The organism is Microseira sp. BLCC-F43, from assembly GCF_041929235.1.
GTDB lineage: Bacteria > Cyanobacteriota > Cyanobacteriia > Cyanobacteriales > Aerosakkonemataceae > Microseira.
The window spans coordinates 1-19,511 of record NZ_JBHFNP010000030.1; the positions used below are offsets into that span (position 1 = coordinate 1).

14 protein-coding genes are annotated in these 19,511 nt (G+C 46.7%); 3 read left to right on the plus strand and 11 right to left on the minus strand.

From position 1 onward, the window contains the following. Nucleotides 1-19: 19 nt before the first annotated feature. The 4 genes from ACE1CM_RS04495 to ACE1CM_RS04510 form a co-directional block, all read right to left on the minus strand. Complete coding sequence (locus ACE1CM_RS04495) at nucleotides 20-262, minus strand: DUF4915 domain-containing protein (RefSeq protein WP_374876214.1); 243 nt, start codon at nucleotides 260-262, stop codon at nucleotides 20-22. Then, complete coding sequence (locus ACE1CM_RS04500) at nucleotides 255-728, minus strand: DUF4915 domain-containing protein (protein ID WP_374876215.1); 474 nt, start codon at nucleotides 726-728, stop codon at nucleotides 255-257. Before ACE1CM_RS04500 ends, ACE1CM_RS04495 begins: the two co-directional genes overlap by 8 nt. 205 nt (nucleotides 729-933) lie before the next feature. Then, a complete protein-coding gene (locus ACE1CM_RS04505) occupies nucleotides 934-2,349 on the minus strand; it encodes a putative Ig domain-containing protein (protein WP_374876271.1) in 1,416 nt (471 codons plus the stop codon). Continuing rightward, nucleotides 2,283-4,487: a Calx-beta domain-containing protein gene (locus ACE1CM_RS04510; protein ID WP_374876216.1), complete on the minus strand. Its 2,205-nt coding sequence runs from the start codon at nucleotides 4,485-4,487 to the stop codon at nucleotides 2,283-2,285. The genes ACE1CM_RS04505 and ACE1CM_RS04510 overlap by 67 nt, the downstream gene beginning before the upstream one ends. A gap of 686 nt (nucleotides 4,488-5,173) precedes the next feature. Here ACE1CM_RS04510 and ACE1CM_RS04515 point away from each other — a divergent pair. Beyond that, nucleotides 5,174-6,187, plus strand: a complete 1,014-nt coding sequence (locus tag ACE1CM_RS04515; protein ID WP_374876217.1) for a DMT family transporter — start codon at nucleotides 5,174-5,176, stop codon at nucleotides 6,185-6,187. A 75-nt stretch (nucleotides 6,188-6,262) separates the two neighbouring features. On the opposite strand, the gene ACE1CM_RS04520 is transcribed toward ACE1CM_RS04515, so the two are convergent. From ACE1CM_RS04520 to patD, 7 genes are all read right to left on the minus strand, one after another. Further along, nucleotides 6,263-7,408 (minus strand): NAD(P)-dependent oxidoreductase, encoded by a 1,146-nt coding sequence (locus ACE1CM_RS04520; protein WP_374876218.1) that lies wholly within the window; start codon nucleotides 7,406-7,408, stop codon nucleotides 6,263-6,265. A 65-nt stretch (nucleotides 7,409-7,473) separates the two neighbouring features. Continuing rightward, nucleotides 7,474-8,493: a D-alanine--D-alanine ligase gene (locus tag ACE1CM_RS04525; RefSeq protein WP_374876219.1), complete on the minus strand. Its 1,020-nt coding sequence runs from the start codon at nucleotides 8,491-8,493 to the stop codon at nucleotides 7,474-7,476. 62 nt (nucleotides 8,494-8,555) lie between these two features. Further along, the gene (locus ACE1CM_RS04530; RefSeq protein ID WP_374876220.1) at nucleotides 8,556-9,881 is read right to left on the minus strand and encodes an ATP-grasp enzyme; all 1,326 of its coding nucleotides are present in this window, start codon (nucleotides 9,879-9,881) and stop codon (nucleotides 8,556-8,558) included. 227 nt (nucleotides 9,882-10,108) lie between these two features. Then, nucleotides 10,109-10,942, minus strand: coding sequence for an O-methyltransferase (locus tag ACE1CM_RS04535; protein ID WP_374876221.1), 834 nt, complete (start codon nucleotides 10,940-10,942; stop codon nucleotides 10,109-10,111). A gap of 12 nt (nucleotides 10,943-10,954) precedes the next feature. Further along, nucleotides 10,955-12,301: a sedoheptulose 7-phosphate cyclase gene (locus tag ACE1CM_RS04540; protein ID WP_374876222.1), complete on the minus strand. Its 1,347-nt coding sequence runs from the start codon at nucleotides 12,299-12,301 to the stop codon at nucleotides 10,955-10,957. A 1,606-nt stretch (nucleotides 12,302-13,907) separates the two neighbouring features. After that, complete coding sequence (locus ACE1CM_RS04545) at nucleotides 13,908-15,578, minus strand: dipeptide ABC transporter ATP-binding protein (protein ID WP_374876223.1); 1,671 nt, start codon at nucleotides 15,576-15,578, stop codon at nucleotides 13,908-13,910. Then, nucleotides 15,575-16,012, minus strand: coding sequence for a heterocyst frequency control protein PatD (gene patD, locus ACE1CM_RS04550; protein WP_374876224.1), 438 nt, complete (start codon nucleotides 16,010-16,012; stop codon nucleotides 15,575-15,577). Before patD ends, ACE1CM_RS04545 begins: the two co-directional genes overlap by 4 nt. Before the next feature lie 346 nt (nucleotides 16,013-16,358). On the opposite strand from patD, the gene ACE1CM_RS04555 reads away from it, so the two are divergent. Both ACE1CM_RS04555 and ACE1CM_RS04560 read left to right on the plus strand, forming a co-directional pair. Next, on the plus strand, nucleotides 16,359-18,713 hold the full coding sequence (locus ACE1CM_RS04555; protein WP_374876226.1) for a RelA/SpoT family protein: 2,355 nt from the start codon (nucleotides 16,359-16,361) through the stop codon (nucleotides 18,711-18,713). Between the two features lie 309 nt (nucleotides 18,714-19,022). Beyond that, nucleotides 19,023-19,460, plus strand: coding sequence for a hypothetical protein (locus tag ACE1CM_RS04560; protein ID WP_374876227.1), 438 nt, complete (start codon nucleotides 19,023-19,025; stop codon nucleotides 19,458-19,460). The last annotated feature ends 51 nt before the right edge of the window (nucleotides 19,461-19,511 follow it).

A 19,511-nucleotide genomic window follows, 5' to 3' on the forward strand; every position in this document is an offset into this window, starting at 1 on the left:
TCAAGATCTCTGCACCTGGTCACTTGCCCCCGGATTTATCCGTGGAGAGAAAAGAAATTCTTCCTTGCTTGAATCCCCCGGATTTATCCGTGGGGTTTCCCCGCGTCAGGAGCGTCTCCTTGTCCGGTGTGTCCTCTTCAAAGCGGTCTTCATTGATAATTTTTGAGATAAACGGCGGTTTCCATAGGGGAGTGCAACTGTAGCGCTCGCTCACCGTTGCCAGACAATTTAATAAGCTGCTGACAAATAAGCTGCTACGCATTTAAATCCAATAAAGAGGCGGGCAATACGTCCCACCCCACAAGAAGAAGGCAAAATTTGACTCTCAAATTAGGTGCGTAGCAGCTTATCACTTTTCCGCTGCTGTTGACTGCAACATCGTGGATATCTATATCGCCAGTCGTATAGCCAATCCGAGGGATATAAAGCTTGTCGTATCCGTTGTATAATTGCTCTGGATTCAGCACGTTATCGCTCTGCCAGATCTGATATTTTGTACTGAGATACAGGCGTTCTGATGTGGCATATAATCCCATTGCTCGGTCAAACAAACGCTCAAATCCGGAAAGGTTTCCCTCTGAATTAACGCCAATTAAACAGAGTCGAGAGGTTTGATAGGTTGTGAAGGCAATGCTGATTTGTTGTTCGTGCAACCATTCCAGAAATTGGCGGGAACAGAATACTTCCAGGGGTGGAGAGGAAGTTGATGCGGTTGATTGCTGTTGCATATTTGGTAGGAATTAATATGATGTCCGCCTAATTACCCTTAATAAAAATCGAGCGAGCGTCACCGTGTCACCGTGTCAGGAGCGTCATTCCTAACTATGGGTGAAGAACCGGACATGATATAACTTGCTGGCATACAGCGATCTGGAGTTGGTTTGTTTAATTTGGTGTCAGGAGGGTGGACAAATCGACTCTCCTGTGGTTTTTCTAATCTAGCTGGATAACGTCCTGCTGACTGATTTGGTTGAGAGCATTCCCATTCAACACCGCTAAAAATTCCCCGCTACTTTTCACGCTCATCAAAACGCTATCGTTGCTTTGGGTAAAAGTCAGTTGTGGGAAACTCAAATCACCCCGTAAGGCTATAAAATCTTCCCCATCTTGAAAGTCAAAGATAACATCTGTACCCGTACCAGGTGCGAAGATGAAGATGTCGTTGCCGCTACCACCCCGCAGAACATCGCAACCTAAGTCTCCACTTAACCAGTCATTGCCCGCCCCACCTGCGAGCATGTCATCTTCTTGACCACCATACAGGGTATCGTTGCCTATATCGCCATTGAGATTGTCTAACCCTTCATTGCCAAACAGCAAGTCATCGCCTTTACCGCCGCAAAGTACGTCTTGTTCGCTGCCTTTGGTGATGGGGATATCGCTTCCGTTGCCACCATAGATGATATCGTTACCATCGTCGCCGCAGAGGCTGTCATTTCCCTTGTCGCCAAACAATAGATCGTTGTCGGCATTGCCAATGACAATGTCATCATTTTGACCTCCGCGTACCGTATCTTTACCGTCATTGCCAAATAATGTGTCTTGACCTTGGGTCCCGTTCATGAAGTCATCGCCGCTAGCACCAAACAGCAAATCGCGTCCGTTGGTGTCTCTGTCTTGGATATCGGGGGTACCGCCATAGATGGTATCGTTGCCCAGATCGCCCGATACAGTATCATTCCCAATATCTCCATATATCAGGTCGTTATCAGTATCGCCGCGAGCGAAGTCGTTCCCTTGACCGCCGTACACCGTATCGTTACCCTGCCCAGCGCTGATAAAATCGTTACCCGTATTAGCACCGATCAAGTCATCGCCTTGATTGCCTAAAATCCAATCCCTTTCGCTGCCGCCAAAAATCGTGTCATTTCCGATACCGCCTATCAGGTTATCCCGACCTGCTTTGCCATCAAGCCAATCGTTGCCGCCAAAGCCATCGATGGAATCGCTAGCATCAGTACCGACGATAGTCTCGTCACTATTGCTACCAGATTGACCTGCTTCTATTGGATTGGGGTTGCGATCAACATTGGGATTTATGTCAATATCGGGAAGAACAATCTGTTCGCAGAAACAATCGGGTTCCATGTTAGAGATGGTAATGTTCAAGAGAGCGATCGCAGTAGCATTACCCCCATCTGTCGCCCTCACCAACAAGGTGAAACTACCAACAACGCCACTCGTTATAATGCCAGTAAAAGTGCGAGTCAATGGGTTAAAACTCAGCCAATTAGGTAAAGGATTACCCTTGTCGAGTGTGGCGGTATAGGTAATAGTATCACCTACGTCGGGATCGAGGAAAGTCTCTTCAGAGAAGGTAAGTAAGAATCCACCACGACAGCAGTAAATTGAATCTCAGACTTCAGCGGATTGAACACTACCGGGTCATTCACTGAGTTCACAATCAGGTTCACCGTCGCGGGTGTAAGCGCAAAATCAATTCCATTAAATCCATTCCAATTGAAACTGGTATTGCCATTCCAGTTAGGATTGGGAGTGAAGCGGAGATTGCCTAAATCGGTGACAGAAATTTCTGGATTTTTGGGAACATTATTGCTGCCTAATTTAACCAGTCCATTACTAGGCAGAGAAGTTCCCCTAATTTGAATCAAATTCTGAGAATTAGCATCGGTGAAGGCATTGCTAAAATCAGCCGCACTGAAGGTAATATCGCTATCTTCATCGGCAGATTTATTGATGTTGCTCAGTTGCGGTGGCTGATTTGACTCATCATTTGTAATGGTTGCAGCGACAGGCGTTGAAGTGCCAACAATATAATTTGCCCCATCTATCAATGTTAAAACAACGGTTTCATTCGGTTCGATAGAGACATCTGCATTCGGGTCAATCGTCAGCGTTGCAGTATTAGAATCCGCAGCAAAAGTGATGCTGCCATTGGTGGCAGAAAAACTAGCAGCACCGGAAGTAGTGTAATCGGTATTAAACGTTGCAGTGCCGCCGACGGTAAAGTTAACCGTGAGGGATTTGGTTAAATTTCCCGTGGGATTGAAGGTGTAAGCGAGATTGGTAGAACCATCTTCATTAACGCTGCTGGGATTAACCGATAAAGTGACGTTGTTGTTGCTGTCATCGTCGTCATTAATTGTGCCAACAACTGCACTCGTAGTACCCAGGTTATAGCCTATTCCAGAAGCTAAGGTTAATTCTACAGTTTCATTCGGTTCGATAGATGTATCGGCGCTGGGGTCGATTGTCAGAGTAGCGGTATTGGAATTGGCAGCAAAAGTAATTGTGCCGTTACTAGCAGAAAATGTTGTCGCACCGGAAGTAGTGTAATCGGTATTGAACGTTGCAGTGCCAGCGACGTTGAAGTTAACCGTGAGGGATTTGGTTAAATCTCCCGTGGGATTGAAGGTGTAAACAAGATTGGTAGAACCATCTTCATTAACGGTGGAAGGTGCGACGGCAAGGGTGGCGGTGGGATTAACATTGGCATCGAGGATGGTCAGCGTCGCCGTAGTCTGAGTCCCCAAGACGAAATTCGGACTGGGATTGACTAAAGTTAGAGTCAGAGTTTCATTTGGTTCGACTGTTGGGTCATCGTTAATCGGAATTGTGACGGTTTTGCTGGTTTCATTGGCAGCAAAGTTAATCGTTTGAGTCGTATTGTCGAAGTCAGTTCCCGTCGCAAAGGGTTGTGTGCCACCCGTAGCAGTACCGTTGGCAAGTTGAAGTTGGACGCTACCGGGATTGGCAGCATCTCCGGTGCGGGTAATGGTGACGGCGGCGCCAACAACAGTGCCGTCTTGATTGACTTGGTACGTGGGGACAGAGAATTGAACCGTAACGGGGTCATTATCGGCAATGGTTTGAGTGGCGGTGGGGAAACTGATATTCAACAGCACCGAAACGTTGTTGGAACTATAGTTCGCGGTAGCTAAGTCGAACTTGCCGTCGCCGTTGAAGTCTCCTGTGGTGACGAAAGCAGAACCACTCCCGACGCCGAAGTTGGTGGCGCTACCAAAGGCACCCGTGCCGTTGCCTAGCAGCACCGAGACGTTGTTGGAGTCAAGGTTCGCCGCCCCTAAGTCGAGGAAACCGTCGCCGTTGAAGTCTTCTGTGGTGACGGAAAAAGGACGACTCCCAACGCTGAAGTTGGTGGGGGAGGCGAACCGAACGACGGAACTAGCACCCAAGGTGTAACCCGTTCCAGGTTCGAGGGTCAATTGGATAGTTTCGCCGCCAGTTTCGATGATGTTGTCGTCTATTGGTTTGATTGCTAGGGTGGCGCTGGTGACGTTGGCGGCTAGAGTGATGGTGTTGCTAACTGTATCGATGGCGGTAATGCCGGTGCTGGTTGCCAGGTCGAACGTGTAGTCTGTCCCCAAAGTGGCAACGGAACCTGTGGTATTGAATTTGACCGCAAGCGGAGTGGGAGAGGCAGTCCTCAGAGTGATATTAAAGCTGCTATTTGTCGCGCCAGATTCCCTGGGGACTGTGGATCCGGCAGTAATATTTACGATCATTTGTGGGTTTTGCTGATTTTGATTCGGAGGTTGGATTGAGGTGACGAAATCCAATTTTTCTGTTGCAGAACTTACGCAAAGGATCTAAATCAGGACTGACGAACGAGCAACCTAGAAACCGAACCAATTAATTGTTTCTACTATTCCTATCTCATCTATTATACCCGCAACTAAGCCTAGATGGTCTAGATGCAAGAACCGCAATTTCTGTGGCAGCATTCATCAGCCGTTTTGGGTAACTCTTTTACACATAATATACAAGGATTTATTGTCTCATCACTGTGCTTGCCGAGCGCAAACAGCTGTAGCTTATCCCTTTTTTCTTGTCAGCGTGAGCCGGTGTAACTTATACTTTATTTTCTATGCCTATACGATAATGAGACCCCGCCCTTAAGGGCGGGGTCTTTTCAATCAATCTAGAGGGGTCAAGGAAAGCGCTGCTCGCCCCTCTCCTGAGATTTTGATCTTTGTGACAGTTGAGGGTGCGGAATGTGGGTTGAGTAACTAGGTATACAAGCGGTTTCTCCGTTTTGGGTGGGGAATGTAGCAAAATTACTTGTGCAGGACTCGGGCAATCGCTACTCCAAACTTTGAAATTGCTTTTTTACCTTCTTACTTTGTGCATAAGTCCGGTTGTGTAAACTTTGCTATCATTTACTGAAGAAATATTCCTCACATCTGTACCTATGAAAGTGCCGCAGGCTCTTCGACTTGCCTATAGTCCCGATTATTTCCATTGGTTCGGTTCAAAGAGCTTTCGAGCATTTATTGCTCTGGCTTTCGGGCTAATAGCAATCTCTTTTGCACCGATTTTTATTCGCCTTTGTGAGACTGAAATTACTCCCTATGCGACAATCTTTCATCGTTCCTGGATGGCGACGCTGATTTTTGCAGGGTTGCAGATAATCTCCCGGAATACATCTTTCCAAAACCAACCAGACCAACAGGATGAAGCTTCCAATGTTGATTGGAAGACAAGCTGGAAGTTGAGCGGAATTTTACTCTTGCTACTGGGAGTAACCTTTGCTGTAGCAGTTGTTTCTTGGGCTTGGGCTTTGACTCAAACTACTGTTGCTAATTCCACCCTGCTTCATAGCCTGACGCCACTATTTACAGGGTTATTTGCTTGGATGTTTTGGGGTCAAAAGTTCAGTCGAGCTTTCTTGTTTGGAATGGCGATCGCTACTGGGGGAGCAATTCTGCTGGGTGTTGAGGAATTTAACTTTAACCCAGAGCATTTGTGGGGTGATGCAGCCTCGCTTTTCTCAGCCGTCTTCTTTAGTGTTGAACCTCTGTTGGCGGAACGGCTGCGGGAGCGACTCGGGCCTAGCACAATCATGTTCTGGTGCTTCGCAGTGGTGACAGTCTTAACTCTTCCCTTGGTCTTGCTGTTTCCGGATGGCTCTCTACCTATCTCTCTCAAGGGTTGGCTAACCATTATCACAATGGCACTTTTTTGTCAAGTCCTAGGACATGGATTGTTGACCTACTGTCTAAAATACATTGCTGCAGAAGTTGTTTCCCTTTCCCATCTGTTAGTTCCGGTGATGAGTTCTGTGGAAGCATGGCTATTCTTCCATGAATCATTGACCTGGTTGAGCGCGATTATTTTTGCTGTGGTTCTTGGGGGAATTGTGGTCAGCGTTTCTGGTTTAACTCCTCGCGTTACGGCGGATTCCGTCGCTAGTCCAACCAGTTAAGCCAGTGATGATTGGGGGGAAAGCCACCCCCCTGTGACAGCATCCATAAACCCATAACTAGCTTAAATCTAGTCCCTATCCCCAAAGCAGCCAGTGTAATCCCATCTGAAAAAGGTTACTCACAAGCACCAACACTAACAAGGTATACAGGGAGAATCGGAGTTTTTGCTTGGGAGGATCTCCAAGCTGCGCCTGGTTGGGCTGGGGCTGTTGTGGAGTCAGATAAGGGGTTATTGGGAGATCGGCTTTAGCGATCGCATTAGCTCGCTCCTCCTGCAAGCAACGGACTTTGGTTGTAGCATAGTCAGACCAGCCCCGTTGCTGTGCCTGTTCATAGTCTTCTTCTGTCAGGCTGATGTGGGGGACGGGCACATTATACTGGCGAGCCATGGCAAGAGCAAGCTGTAGGTCTTTGTGCAGCAATTTGACAGTAAACGCCGGATGTTGGGAGGGATCGTCACAGCGTCGTGAGAACCAGTAGTAGGGCAATCCGTGAATATCTCCGGCACTCTGACCAAAAGAACCGAAGCGCAACACATCCCAGATTGTCGATAGTGCAATTCCCTGAGCTAAACCTAGGGTAATCCCTTCGCTGACTGCCTGAACCGCCACGGCATTTACAGCGTTATGGATAAGCTTGCATCGAGTTCCGCAACCGATTTCTCCGCAGTAGAGTACCTGATCAGCCATCAGTTGCAGTATAGGTTTAACCCGCTCAAAGGTTGATATCGGACCACTGGCTAGAACCGCCAAACCCATACCTTTGTGACTGTGGGCACCCACAGGGCAATCGTTGAAGGGAGCATCGAGCATTTCAACCCCCAGTTGGTTCATAGCTTCATAGACCCGGAGAACCGTTTCCGGCGAGTTGGTTGTCATGTCAACATAGATACTGCCCGCTCGCAATCCTTGGCGGAGGTTCTGTGTGCCCTCTAATACTGCTGTGATGACATCAGAGGGGGTAGGTAGGGCGGTAAAAATTATTTCACAGCAGGCGGCAAGTTCGGCGCAGCTGTTGGTAATGTGGGCACCTAGATGCTGAGCTTCTGCCATCCGCTCTGGGTTGATGTCGTAGACATAAACTTGGTAGCCGTGGGCGAGAAAGTTGGCGGCTTGTCGCCCTCCAATGTTGCCGCAACCGATGATACCAAGGATCGGATGACTGGTGAGGGCGCGATCGCGGGGCGTTTCAATTTCTAAGCTGTTGATATTTGGTAACATGGGTTGCTCAAATCCTTCCAGTCATTACGAGTATCTACTTACCTACCCTGAAGTAAATTTAGTACCTAATGAATCTGCTCGAGCATCATCAACAACAACTCATCTAAAGAGATTCCCGCTGCTCGTGCCATCGTAGCAACCACGCTTTTGGGTGAAAAAGAACAATACAGTCCTGCTTCTAGAAACCAGGGTTGTCCCTGGGGGTCGATACGAAAGTCAAACAGACTGTAGTGACGACAACCCAACGCCTGATGACATTTCTTTGCCACTTCCTGAACCGACTCTGTAATCGGATCGCTAGGGTCTACTATCCAAGCCTTGGTATGATCTTTGGCGACCAAACTTAACCCACCATTGTCAGCTGGTTTCAATTTGTCAGCGTAGTCGCGAATAGGATGAGTGTGTTTGTCTACCGCATACTCTTCTAATGGTAATCCTACTAGCTTACCGTCCTTGACAAGGATGCCGCATCGAACCTCTCGACCGAGTTCGATAAACTCCTCGACAATGACTTCATCCGCGCATTCAAAGGCTGCTTTCAGAGCAGCATCATAGCTTTCCATATCTTTGACTAAAGTCACTCCTATAGAGTTATCTGAACTCGCTGGTTTGACAACTGCTGGGGGCTTAATTGTGGGAATATCCCCAGGACGGAGCAGTTCTCCATAAGGTACTTTAACACCTACAGCGGCAACGATCGCTTTGGTTCTGGCTTTGTGAGCAGCTAAAGCCATCACCTCCGGGGTATTACCCACATAAGGGATATTCAGCAAATTAAATAGTGCCCGGTAGTGGGTCATTCCGGGAATGCAAAACATTTGTGGTAACATCACATCAATGTTTTGTGCTGTCAGGAACTTTAGGGCATCGCCGAGGGGAAGGGGTTCGGCGGCAGCGATGTCTTCTTGACTCAGGGATGCGGGAAATCGCCACTGACCATCCGGTGTAATGTAAGCAATCCGAAAGTCGTAAAGCGAGGGATTTGTTGTTGCTGCGAGACTGTCTTTGGCATAAAGGCGTGACAAATCGCAGTAAAATTGATCGCAGGCAGATCCCACTAAATGAAGGATACAAAGCGCTGACACAGATATTCTCCTGGAATTAAAGAATCAACAATAATTAACAAGTGGTTAGATAGTTAAATGTCCTAGTCTCCGCCTAACTCCACCAATTTTCCAATGTTGAAATCAATCCTTACCCAATCTTTTAATTGCCGCAACTTTTGCAGCAAAAGCAAAGTAATTTGCCAGTGAGGTACTGCTAAAAATGGCAGAGGGTCGTTTATTTGAAAAATGGCATCTTTGCCCTGGAAAACTTTTTGCATCCAAGCTTGTAAATCTGACCATGACCTAATTCCAGTCAGTCGCCATATTTCATGGTATATCCAATAGGTCGGCTTACTATCAGGAAGTGGTACAATTGGCGATTCATTCTCATCCTGACTATCTTTCAAATAAGCATCTGCTAATCCTGGATGATTGTAAAACATCGTAATCGCCGAATGAGTCCGAGGATTGCATTCAATAGGGTAGATAGTGCCGTTTTCTGCTTGAATGAAATCAAAAGAAATTTGTCCGGTTAAGTTTAATCCCTTGACAAATTTATCAACCCATGCATATATCTCCGGCTTCTCAATGTGTTCATAATTAACCTGGAAAGCAGAAGATTTAGAACAGCAGTGAAGTCTAATTTTTCCGTTGCGAACTGTGCTGTGAGTGCAATATTCCTGTCCAGTAATAAACTCTTGCATCATCCAGGGGTTTTCCTTGCTGATAGGCATATTTTTAACATAATCTGCCATTCCTGCAAAGGGGAGTCTGGTTAAGTCGAGACGAGAAACTGAATTGTAGCGAATGCTTTTGAGAATATACTGACTACCATCGGCTGCAAAGTCAAAATCCAGGACTTGTTGGGGATTGGTAATCAAGAAGGATTTTGGTGCTGATAATCCGAAAGAACGTGCTTTCTCACACAATGTGAACTTGTTGTCTAACATCTGGGTGATGTCAGGCGGAAAATGGATGATTTCGCAGTGGGGAGACAGTAAAGTTCCTGCTACAGAATCATAATAGCTAGCAACTGGACTGGATACGGGAATAAAGACATTTATTCCCTCTTTTTGCACAATTTTTAGTAACTCTTGGTAATAGCCATTGGCATCTTTTTCCGGTGCTGGTACTGTATAAAATCCTGTAACAGCATTGGAAAATCTATGACCGGATAGCCAATATTTATGGGTTTCAACTAAAAAGACTCTGTGTCCAGCTTGGTGAAAAGAACGAGCCAGTTGCAGTGCTTTTGTCATTTTACCCCCCGTAATCAAGATATTCTTGGGGTGTTCGTTAACGATGCGCTGGCGAAATGGAGAAGTTACCCAACTTGCTAAAAGGGAGACAAGAACGATCGCACAATTTATCGGCAAGGCAATTAAAAGTAAAGTTAAAGTGCCGAGATTTTTCAGTAAAGCATTCATCAGTACATTATTCCTGAGCCTGGGTTGACTATTCAATGCAGGAAAAAATCGGGAGGCCGAGCCTCCTAACACTCGTTACCAGGCTGAGCCTGGTAACGAGAATCAATGGTTGAGCCTGGTAACGAGAATCAATGGTTTGTAGTAAGCACAGAGCGTGCTTATAATAAGCGTTAAAACGCTTACTACCAACCTCATAAATGTGCCAGTTGCGTAAGTCCTAAATATCTCTACTTCCGGCGAATGATTGTTAAACCATCTCGCAATGGGAGTAACACTTGTTCCACCCTAGGGTCATCCGCCACAGCACGGTTAAATTGAGCGATCGCTTCTCCGTTAGCAGTGCGTTGTTCTGGTGGTAAATAGGGTTGTCCCTGAAGTAAGGTGTTATCCACGCAGATAATCCCACCGGGAGCTAACAGTTCCCTATCGAGCAGAAGTTGGAAATAATCGATGTACTCCCGCTTATCAGCATCAATGAACACCAAATCGAAGGATGTTTGCGCTGCTGCTAATTTGTGCAATGTTTCCAAAGCCGGAGCAACTTCTATCTTAATTTTGTTGCCGTGGGGAGAGTTATCAAAGCAACTGCGGGCAAAGTCTGCCACATATTGATCCACCTCACAGGCGACTACGTACCCATCTTCCGGCAAGGCTTCCGCCATCGCTAATGCTGAGTATCCAGTGAACATCCCGATTTCCAGGATGTGCTTTGCCCCAGTCATCTGAACAAACATCTTCAGGGTTTGTCCCTCAATGTGTCCAGAGAGCATCTCTTGCTCCAACTGCCGCACCGTTTCGCCATCATCAAAGCGTTGGCTCCAATCTTCCTCGGCTGTTTTCTGAGCTAAGGTGGCTAGGGCTGGTGATTTGGGGGTCGTACATTCCTCTAGATAGGGATCTAATCCGGCAGCTAGTGCTAGCGCCTGTTGCAAAGATGCCATCAGGGAATCTGGCACGTTAAGTTGTGCTGCTGTCTGGACAATCTCCTCCAGCTTTTGGGCTAAAATACCCAGAGGAGTCACAGGTCTGACAGCTTTTGGAGTTTTTAGTTGCTGACTCATCGCCTAGTTATCCTACTCCAGACCGAGGTCGCCCAGATATATTTCCTTGCCTTTACCACCGTCTGGTAAGGAAGAACATACCTGCTTGTGGCTGGCGACAGATGCTTGCAACAACTCTGGCGAAATTTCCTGAGCATAATCGCAGGAACCGATGCCTGTTGGTAGTGCTGCCCACAAACCCCCATCTCCGCGCTTGCGGCGCATGTTCTTTTGACCTTCAATCATTAAGTCAATATCTTCCAGGATGGGGTGGTAGACAGATAATCCGAGAGAGCGACACAAAGCGATGATGCGATCGCGTTCTGTAGGTTTGAGCCAGCCGATTTCAACAGCTATAGTCGCACCAAACGCCATACCAATGGTGACAGCATGTCCGTGCATCAACTTAGCAACAGGTTCAAAGCGCGGACTCCAGGTGTGACCATAGGAGTGGGGACGGTCTTGATAAGTCTCGAACATGTTCGTCCCTTCATGCTTCATGTAGGAGTACAACGCTCGATAGATGACTTCATCGGCGATTTTAGCCAGTTTCTCATCTCCCCCAAGGGTGGCAAAGTGTGTTTCCAGCAATTGAGAACCGTATTGTTCCAATAACTCGAACAGTTCCCCATCGTCGGTGATTGCCATTTTGATGATTTCTGCCATCCCGTTACGGACATGACCTGTCGCCAGAGTGCGGAAGAAATTCCGGTCTACCAGGGTCAGAACTGGAGGATGATAGGCTCCCAGACTATTTTTGAATTGGCTGCCATTGGTGCAGGTGCGAGGCGACGGACCAGCATCAATAGCAGCAACAACGGTTGTTCCCACCATGACGTAAGGAGTGCGTCGGTGGTGTAAGGCACAGGCAAGTCCAGCTACGTCACTGAGAACGCCGCCGCCGACTACGAGTACAGGTTCATTGCGGGACACATCACAGCCGTCTTTACCGAGAAATTTCAGCAAGCGGTGGACGGTATCAGGAGTTTTGTCAGACTCCCAAGCGCGACAAACAACCAATTCCAGAGGAATTTCATAATGCTCGAAGTAGCGCCGCAATTGCTCTCCATAAAGCTCATTTACGGTTTGATCGACAATCGCCACGCAACGACTGCGACTGCTGTAGACCTGAGCTAGGGTTGGATTAGAAGGCTCAAAAACCCCATCTACCAACTTAACTTCGGCTTCGAGAGTATAGCTTGCAGAGATGGCAAATGAGCGACCATCTCCACTAGCAGCAATTTCTCCATGCCCTGTATACCACTCTGAGGTGCGATACTTCTCTGGGTGGTTGAATTGAATAATCTGCTCCGACTTCGAGGGTGATATGCTCTTAAGATTTCCAGTCAGTAATGTTGGATTGGGCTGAGCTTGAACCATAGTTCTACCTGCTTAATATTCCTTGTTTGCAACAATCACGAACAACCCGTACCAACTTTCTAAGCTCAGACTGCATTTCGGAAGTATAAAAAGGTTTTGATTCCCCATCGGGGACTCTTTCCTTACTCTCCTGTTCTGAATTATATCGTGGACCGTTGTGGAATTTGTATCCCTCCCTTGATCTAATTTAAATAATCAACCGGGCAATATAATAATGGCTGCAAACGGCTTGGCTATTTTTCTTTATCATGCCGTTCTTAATTTTTCAACTTCCATCAAGGGAATGGCTGACTCGACATAATCCACAAGAGACCATAACACAATATTAAAAAATATACAACCAAATCTTTTAGCCCCAGAAATGTCCGCCTGCCTATCTAAATAGGGGTACATAACATGTTAAACTTTATCAGCTTTTAAAAATCAAGCAACTTTTTTTATAGTCAACCTACTTTTCCTACTTTTCAGAATAAATATCGCCAACAAGTAGGAAGTTAGGGAAAGTAGGTAACGTAGGGAAAGTAGGTAACTTAGGGAATTATAATTTTTATCATTTTTGGAAATGAGGAAAAATGGAGTCTCGGTAGAGATAGCAAAGGTATCAATCCAGGGAAGCAATCAGTTCATTACCTGGAAATACAGAAAGTTACCCAAATCTCTAACTTAACAGCCGAACGAAAGGGCATATTGAACTTATTTCCTGCTCGCTGTCGCTCTTATTATTTGTTGCTGTGAAAGTCAGAATAATCGTTTCATTATTCAGTAAGTTAAATTAATTCAAAAGTTGATTCAGCCGTTGTTAATGCTCGCCAGCACTACTATATTTTTGTGGCTTAATAACGTTAATTTATGGCAGATTTTTACGTCGGGGAGCGCTTGTTCCTGACTCGGTTTCTAAAAATAATTAATTTTCAGGGGGAAAGGGGAGCCCTTTCCTCCTGAAAACAGAGAGTTTGATTCTCATTCTCTTCAATGTGACAGTTGAGGGTGCGGAATGTGGGCTGAAATTGAATCTCTCAACATTGCTGACCTCGATCTTCTTTACAAGAAATTAGAAGATGAAGATGCTGAGTTATATGGCGGTGGTCTTAAGAGTCTTTATAATGATTTGTTTATAAGTAAGGATTATTTTTGCCCAGGTGATATTTACGGCGGCCCCTGTCCTTATGCCGTCAGTGTTTGTCCATCGTTAATAAGGTGTGTTATTAACGGGGACGAATGTCCTTTCTTAGTACGTTGTATTAGCAATTTCTATAACGATGATAACTGTCCGGAGAATGTTAACTGTTCAGAACACTACGTATGCTTTGTGAACAATGTCCTGTGAACTATCACCTTTGTTTCTTACCGCGAACGCGAGTGCGGAAGGGAGGCATATCTCCACTTTCTTTCGCGACGATTTTGCCTAGAAACCCGGTTTCTTTGTCTATCACCTTTGTTTCTTACCGCGAACGCGAGTGCGGAAGGGAGGCATATCTCCACTTTCTTTCGCGACGATTTTGCCTAGAAACCCGGTTTCTTTGCGTCAGTCCGGTACATGAAACTGTTGATTGCGTAATAATAACGTAAGTTGCTAGTTACATCGAGCCAAAGAAACCGGGTTTCTTTAAGAAACCCGGTTTCTTTGAGCTAGCAAGGGAGCAGCTTGCAATAATGTTTGGGTATAAGGGTGTTTGGGATGGGAAAATACTTCTTGAGTAGCGCCAATTTCCACGATGCGACCACCATTCATCACGGCGATGCGCGAGCAAAAAAATCTCGCTACCCAAAGGTCATGGGTAATAAACAAATAAGTTAAGTCAAAATCCCGCTTTAATTCCAGCATTAATTCCAACACTTGCGTTTGCACGCTAGCATCTAACATGCTAACTGGTTCATCGCAAATTACCAGTTTAGGACGAGTAATTAAAGCGCGAGCGATCGCTACCCTTTGTTGTTGTCCCCCAGACAAGTCAGATGGATATCGGTTATAATACTCTTCAACTGGTGTTAACCCCACTCGTTCCAACATTTGCAATACTTGTTGTTTCGCTTCTGTGGGATTAGCCAGTTTGTGAATAAATAAAGGATCGGCGATACTTTGTCCCACAGTCATGCGAGGATTAAGGCAAGCATGAGGGTCTTGAAATACCATTTGAATTTGTCGCCGTTGCTGTTGCATTGACTGGCGAGATAAAGCGGTTAAATCTTGTCCCAGAAACTCTACTTTTCCAGCAGTTGGGCGAATTAACTGCAAAATTGTTCGCGATAAAGTACTCTTTCCACAACCAGATTCTCCCACCAATCCCAAAATTTCACCCGGATAAAGTTCCAAGTTAATTCCATCTACCGCTTTAATTGTTCGGTTTTCTCGAGATAAAAGTTGCTCGATAAAACCGCATTCCAATGTATAGTGCTGTTTTAAATCTTTAACGCGCAGAATTGGTAATTGGTAATTGGTAATTGGTAATTGGTAATTGGTATTGCTTTCCTCGACGGCTTGAATATGTAACGCTGCTTGCAGGAGACTGCGGGTATACTCGTGCTGGGGATGTTGAATTACCGCTTCGGTTGTCCCAGTTTCGACTATTTTCCCGCCATACATTACCGCCATGCGCGAGCAATATTCCCCCACCATCGCCAAGTCGTGGGAAATTAACAGCAGCGCCATATCCCTTTCGCGACACAGGCGCGTTAGTTCTTGTAAAATTTGCGCCGATACCGTGACATCTAAACTCGTGGTCGGCTCATCTGCCACAATTAGTTTGGGAGAAAGTAACAGGGCGAGAGCGATCGCTACCCGCTGTCGCATTCCGCCGCTAAATTCGTGGGGATATTGCGTCCACCGACTCGCCGGTATTTTCACCGCTTCTAACGTTTCAATTGCCTTGTCTTTTGCTTGACGTTGAGACAATTCTGGTTTATGTGCTTTTAGTGTTTCGATGCAGTGATCCCCAATCGTCATTAAAGGATCGAGGCGCGTCATCGGATCTTGAAATATCAGCGCCACTGCTTCCCCCCGAAAGCGGCGCAATTGCGCTGAATCGAGGTCGAATACCGACTGTCCGGCAAAGGTTACTCCCCCCTCAATCCGCGTTTGGGGGGGTAATAAGCGCATCGCCGCCCGTCCCAGGGTTGATTTACCACAACCCGATTCTCCCACCAATCCCAGTCTTTCCCCCGGTTGTAAGGTAAAAGAAACGCCATCGACAGCCCAGTTCGACTCCCTGCTATACTTGCGGCTGGGATAAGCTACCCGCAGATTTTCTACATTAAAAAGAATTTGGTTATTAGTCATTGGTAATTTTTCGTTCCCATTACCTCGTTCCCATGGCTCTGCCTGGGAACGCCATTACCCATTACCGAGGCTGAGTCGTTATCTAGAAGAGCATTGCAGTAGCTTATCAGAGTTTCGATGCGCGAGCGAATCTGAGCGAGGCGTTGTTGAGTAGTTGCTGACTGACGGGAAGCTTGCAAGAAGGTGACATCTATTGAGAGTAAGCGCATCTGCTTGTTGAGTTCGGTCAAGAAAGATTGTACCCGCGACATAACCGAGGGGTCTAAGTTATCGCTATCCAAGCTTAAAATTTGTTGTTGAAATAATAGTTGCAGTTGCTCGCAGCTCTGTCGCAGGAGAGTCGGGTTGGGATTGTCATCAGCGACAGTTTGTTGCAGGTGGACAACAGCGGTGAAAAATTCTTGATAGCGATCGCGATAAAACTGCGGTAACATTTTTAGTTCATTAGTATACAATCAATGTAAAGAATTTTGTCGATTCTATCAAGGCGATGGGTAACCCGCTCGCCCTGTAAAGGCGTTAGCTCTAGCAAGGATTAAGTTCTTTCCCTCAGCGCTGCTAACTGTTTTATCCTCCGCAGATTCTTGTGGAGGGTATAGCGGATCGCTGCTAGTGGAAAATTTTCTGAAGATCCAACTGCATTTGATGATTTGGCAGTGTGATAAAGGTGAAGAATCTTTCCTTGTCAGGAGCGAAGAGCCGATTTTGCACCCGTACCACCGCCTCGTCAGGCAGATTCTCCAAACAACATCATATTTTTAGGATTTTAGCAAGGGTAGCATGAACGCAATAGCTCTGACTTCGACGATAGATTGTGCGATCCCCGATTGGTTGCAGCAATGTTTGATCTCGCAGCAATCGAGCGAATCATCAGGAGCATCAATAGAAGGGATTGCAAGTAAGAAAGCAGGCGGCGCACCAGAGGTGCCTCTCTCACCCGCAGACAACGAGTTAGTCTGTCGCGCTTTCAGCTTTGCTTATCAGCTGCATCAGGGACAAAGTCGCGCATCGGGAGAACCGTATATCTGCCATCCGGTCGCCGTCTCCGGATTGTTGCGCGAGCTGGGTGGTAGCCCTGCTATGATAGCAGCCGGATTTCTCCACGACATCGTTGAAGATACGGATGTTACCCCAGAAGAACTGGAAAAGCTGTTTGGCGCGGAGGTAAGACAGCTAGTCGAAGGCGTCACCAAACTGTCTAAGTTCAATTTTTCCAGCAAGACCGAGCGACAAGCGGAAAACTTCCGCCGCATGTTTTTGGCAATGGCTAAAGATATCCGGGTAATTGTGGTAAAGCTGGCAGATCGCCTGCACAACATGCGAACCCTGGAACACCTAGCAGATGAAAAAAGGCGGCGCATCGCCCTGGAAACGCGAGAAATTTTTGCTCCCCTGGCGAATCGTTTGGGAATTGGGCGGTTTAAGTGGGAACTGGAAGATTTAGCCTTTAAATATCTCGAACCGGAAGCTTATCGACGAATACAGGAATTAGTAGCTGAAAAACGAACCGATCGAGAAGCAAGACTGGCGCAAGTGGGGGAAACTTTACGGCAAGGTCTAGATCAAGTAGGAGTTCAATGTATCGACATTAGCTGGCGTCCCAAACACCTGTACGGGATTTTCCAAAAAATGGAGCGACAGCAAAAGGAATTTCACGAAATATTCGATTTGGCAGCAATTCGCATCATCGTTCAAACAAACGAGGAATGCTACCGCGCTTTGGCAGTTGTCCACGATGCTTTTCGACCGATTCCGGGTCGGTTTAAAGATTATATCGGTCTACCCAAACCCAACCGCTATCAATCATTGCATACCGTTGTCATCGGCCCCAGCGGGCGTCCGGTAGAAGTACAGATCCGCACCGTGGAAATGCATCGGGTGGCAGAATATGGGATTGCAGCCCATTGGAAGTATAAAGAAACTGGTCGCTCCGACCATAGCAAGCTAACAGCAGAAGATGAAAAGTTCACTTGGTTGCGCCAGTTACTGGAATGGCAAAACGACCTTAAGGATGCTCAAGAATATATCGAAAGCGTTAAAGATAATTTATTTGAAGACGATGTTTATGTCTTCACGCCCAAAGGGGATGTAATTCCCCTGTTGCAGGGAGCAACATGCGTTGATTTTGCCTATCGAATTCACACCGAGGTGGGGCACCACTGTGCCGGTGCGAGGGTGAACGGGCGGATGACGCCCTTGGGGACGCGGTTGAAGAATGGCGACATTGTGGATATTATCACCCAGAAAAACGGTCGCCCTAGTTTGGATTGGCTGAACTTTGTCGTCACTCCCAGCGCCCGCAACCGAATTCGACAGTGGTACAAGCGATCGAACCGGGAAGAAAACGTGGCTCGCGGACGGGAACTGCTAGAAAAGGAATTGGGTAAAACTGGTTTTGAAGCGCTGCTGAAGTCGGAACCGATGCAGGCGGCGGCGGAACGATGTAACTACCACAGCGTGGAAGATTTACTCGCCGCTTTGGGTTACGGTGAAGTGACGCTAAATTTAGTCGTCAATCGACTGCGGGATGCGGTGAGGGCGTCACAACCGATTGCTCCTGCTCTTGACAGCTGTGCCGAGTCGCCCTTAAGTTGTGAGTTGGCAAAAAGTGGGGCTGTTAGCACTCCGCTGAAAGAACGGGAAGGACTGCGTCCTGCTGCACCAAGTACCCAACGCTCTCCGATTGCTGGAGTTGAAGGGTTACTTTATTCCCTAGCTGGGTGTTGCACACCCATCCCCGGCGAACCGATTATTGGATTGGTGACGCGCAGCAATCGCGGGATTTCGATTCACCGACAAGGGTGTCCGAATCTAGAAAATGTGGAAGGCGATCGCTTAATCCCCGTCAGCTGGAATCCCGCCGAATCAGATAGTCTTTGTCCCCAAACCTACCCGGTTAATCTTCAAATTGAAGTCCTCGACCGAGTTGGCGTGCTTAAAGACATTCTTTCTCGCTTAACGGACAACTATATCAACGTCCGCAGCGCCCAAGTCAAAACCTATGATAACCGCCCTGCTTTAATTAGTTTGGGCATCGATATCCGCGATTATGACCAATTAGACCGCATTTTTACCCAAATTAAAAAGATGAGCGACGTATTAAATATCCGCCGTCTCAGTGAGGTGGAAGATTAGATCGGGCGATCGGTAAGACGCTTTGAAACCAGGTTTCTATACCAAGAAACCCGGTTTATGCCCTCGTCGTGCCTAGGTCATAGGTAATTGGCAATGACGTATCATATCATGTCCGCCTAATTACCCTGAATCAAAATCTCTCCCAAGTCACCGTGTCACCGTGTCACCGTGTCATTCCTAACTATGGGTGAAGAACCGGACATGATATCATTCGTCATTCTTCATCTTTCCTCTGTCATATGCCATAGGCTATGCTCCATTCCCCTATATATCCGCTAGACTGGTGCTTATGCATTTTTCAGGAGCAGTATGGCTTTTAGTTTAGCCAAGTGCGTTTCTATCGTCGCTACCGCAGTAGCTCTGACAACCGTCGTCCCCGGTGTTGCTTATTCCCAGTCCGCTAATCCAAGTGCAGCACCTCGTCCGGCGGAAAATCAACCCGCAACCCCTTCTAATCGTCCATCTGCTGGACAACAGGAATTGAATCTCTCTGCTCAACAGAGAGAACGCATTCAGTCTATTCTGGTTAACAGACAACAGCAAATTGAGGCGGTGTTGACCAAAGAGCAACGCGATACAATTGTAGAAGCACAGCGTTCTGGTCAGCAAATTACCGCACAAACCTTGAACCTGACGCCAGACCAGATCAACCGGATTCGACAAATCGTTCAGTCTTCTAACGATCAAATCAAACAGGTTCTTACTCCAGAACAAATCCAACAATTGCAAAATCAATCAAATCCCTAGGAATGAGTTATTAGTTATTAGTTGTTTTCCAAAAAACAACTAATAACATTT

Coding starts and splice junctions, on each gene's coding strand:
- ACE1CM_RS04555 (WP_374876226.1), top strand. CDS start 16,359: ATGAACGCAATAGCTCTGACTTCGACGATAGATTGTGCGATCCCCGAT.
- ACE1CM_RS04540 (WP_374876222.1), bottom strand. CDS start 12,301: ATGGTTCAAGCTCAGCCCAATCCAACATTACTGACTGGAAATCTTAAG.
- ACE1CM_RS04510 (WP_374876216.1), bottom strand. CDS start 4,487: ATGATCGTAAATATTACTGCCGGATCCACAGTCCCCAGGGAATCTGGC.
- ACE1CM_RS04535 (WP_374876221.1), bottom strand. CDS start 10,942: ATGAGTCAGCAACTAAAAACTCCAAAAGCTGTCAGACCTGTGACTCCT.
- ACE1CM_RS04560 (WP_374876227.1), top strand. CDS start 19,023: ATGGCTTTTAGTTTAGCCAAGTGCGTTTCTATCGTCGCTACCGCAGTA.
- ACE1CM_RS04530 (WP_374876220.1), bottom strand. CDS start 9,881: ATGAATGCTTTACTGAAAAATCTCGGCACTTTAACTTTACTTTTAATT.
- ACE1CM_RS04495 (WP_374876214.1), bottom strand. CDS start 262: ATGCGTAGCAGCTTATTTGTCAGCAGCTTATTAAATTGTCTGGCAACG.
- patD (WP_374876224.1), bottom strand. CDS start 16,012: ATGTTACCGCAGTTTTATCGCGATCGCTATCAAGAATTTTTCACCGCT.
- ACE1CM_RS04545 (WP_374876223.1), bottom strand. CDS start 15,578: ATGACTAATAACCAAATTCTTTTTAATGTAGAAAATCTGCGGGTAGCT.
- ACE1CM_RS04520 (WP_374876218.1), bottom strand. CDS start 7,408: ATGTTACCAAATATCAACAGCTTAGAAATTGAAACGCCCCGCGATCGC.
- ACE1CM_RS04500 (WP_374876215.1), bottom strand. CDS start 728: ATGCAACAGCAATCAACCGCATCAACTTCCTCTCCACCCCTGGAAGTA.
- ACE1CM_RS04515 (WP_374876217.1), top strand. CDS start 5,174: ATGAAAGTGCCGCAGGCTCTTCGACTTGCCTATAGTCCCGATTATTTC.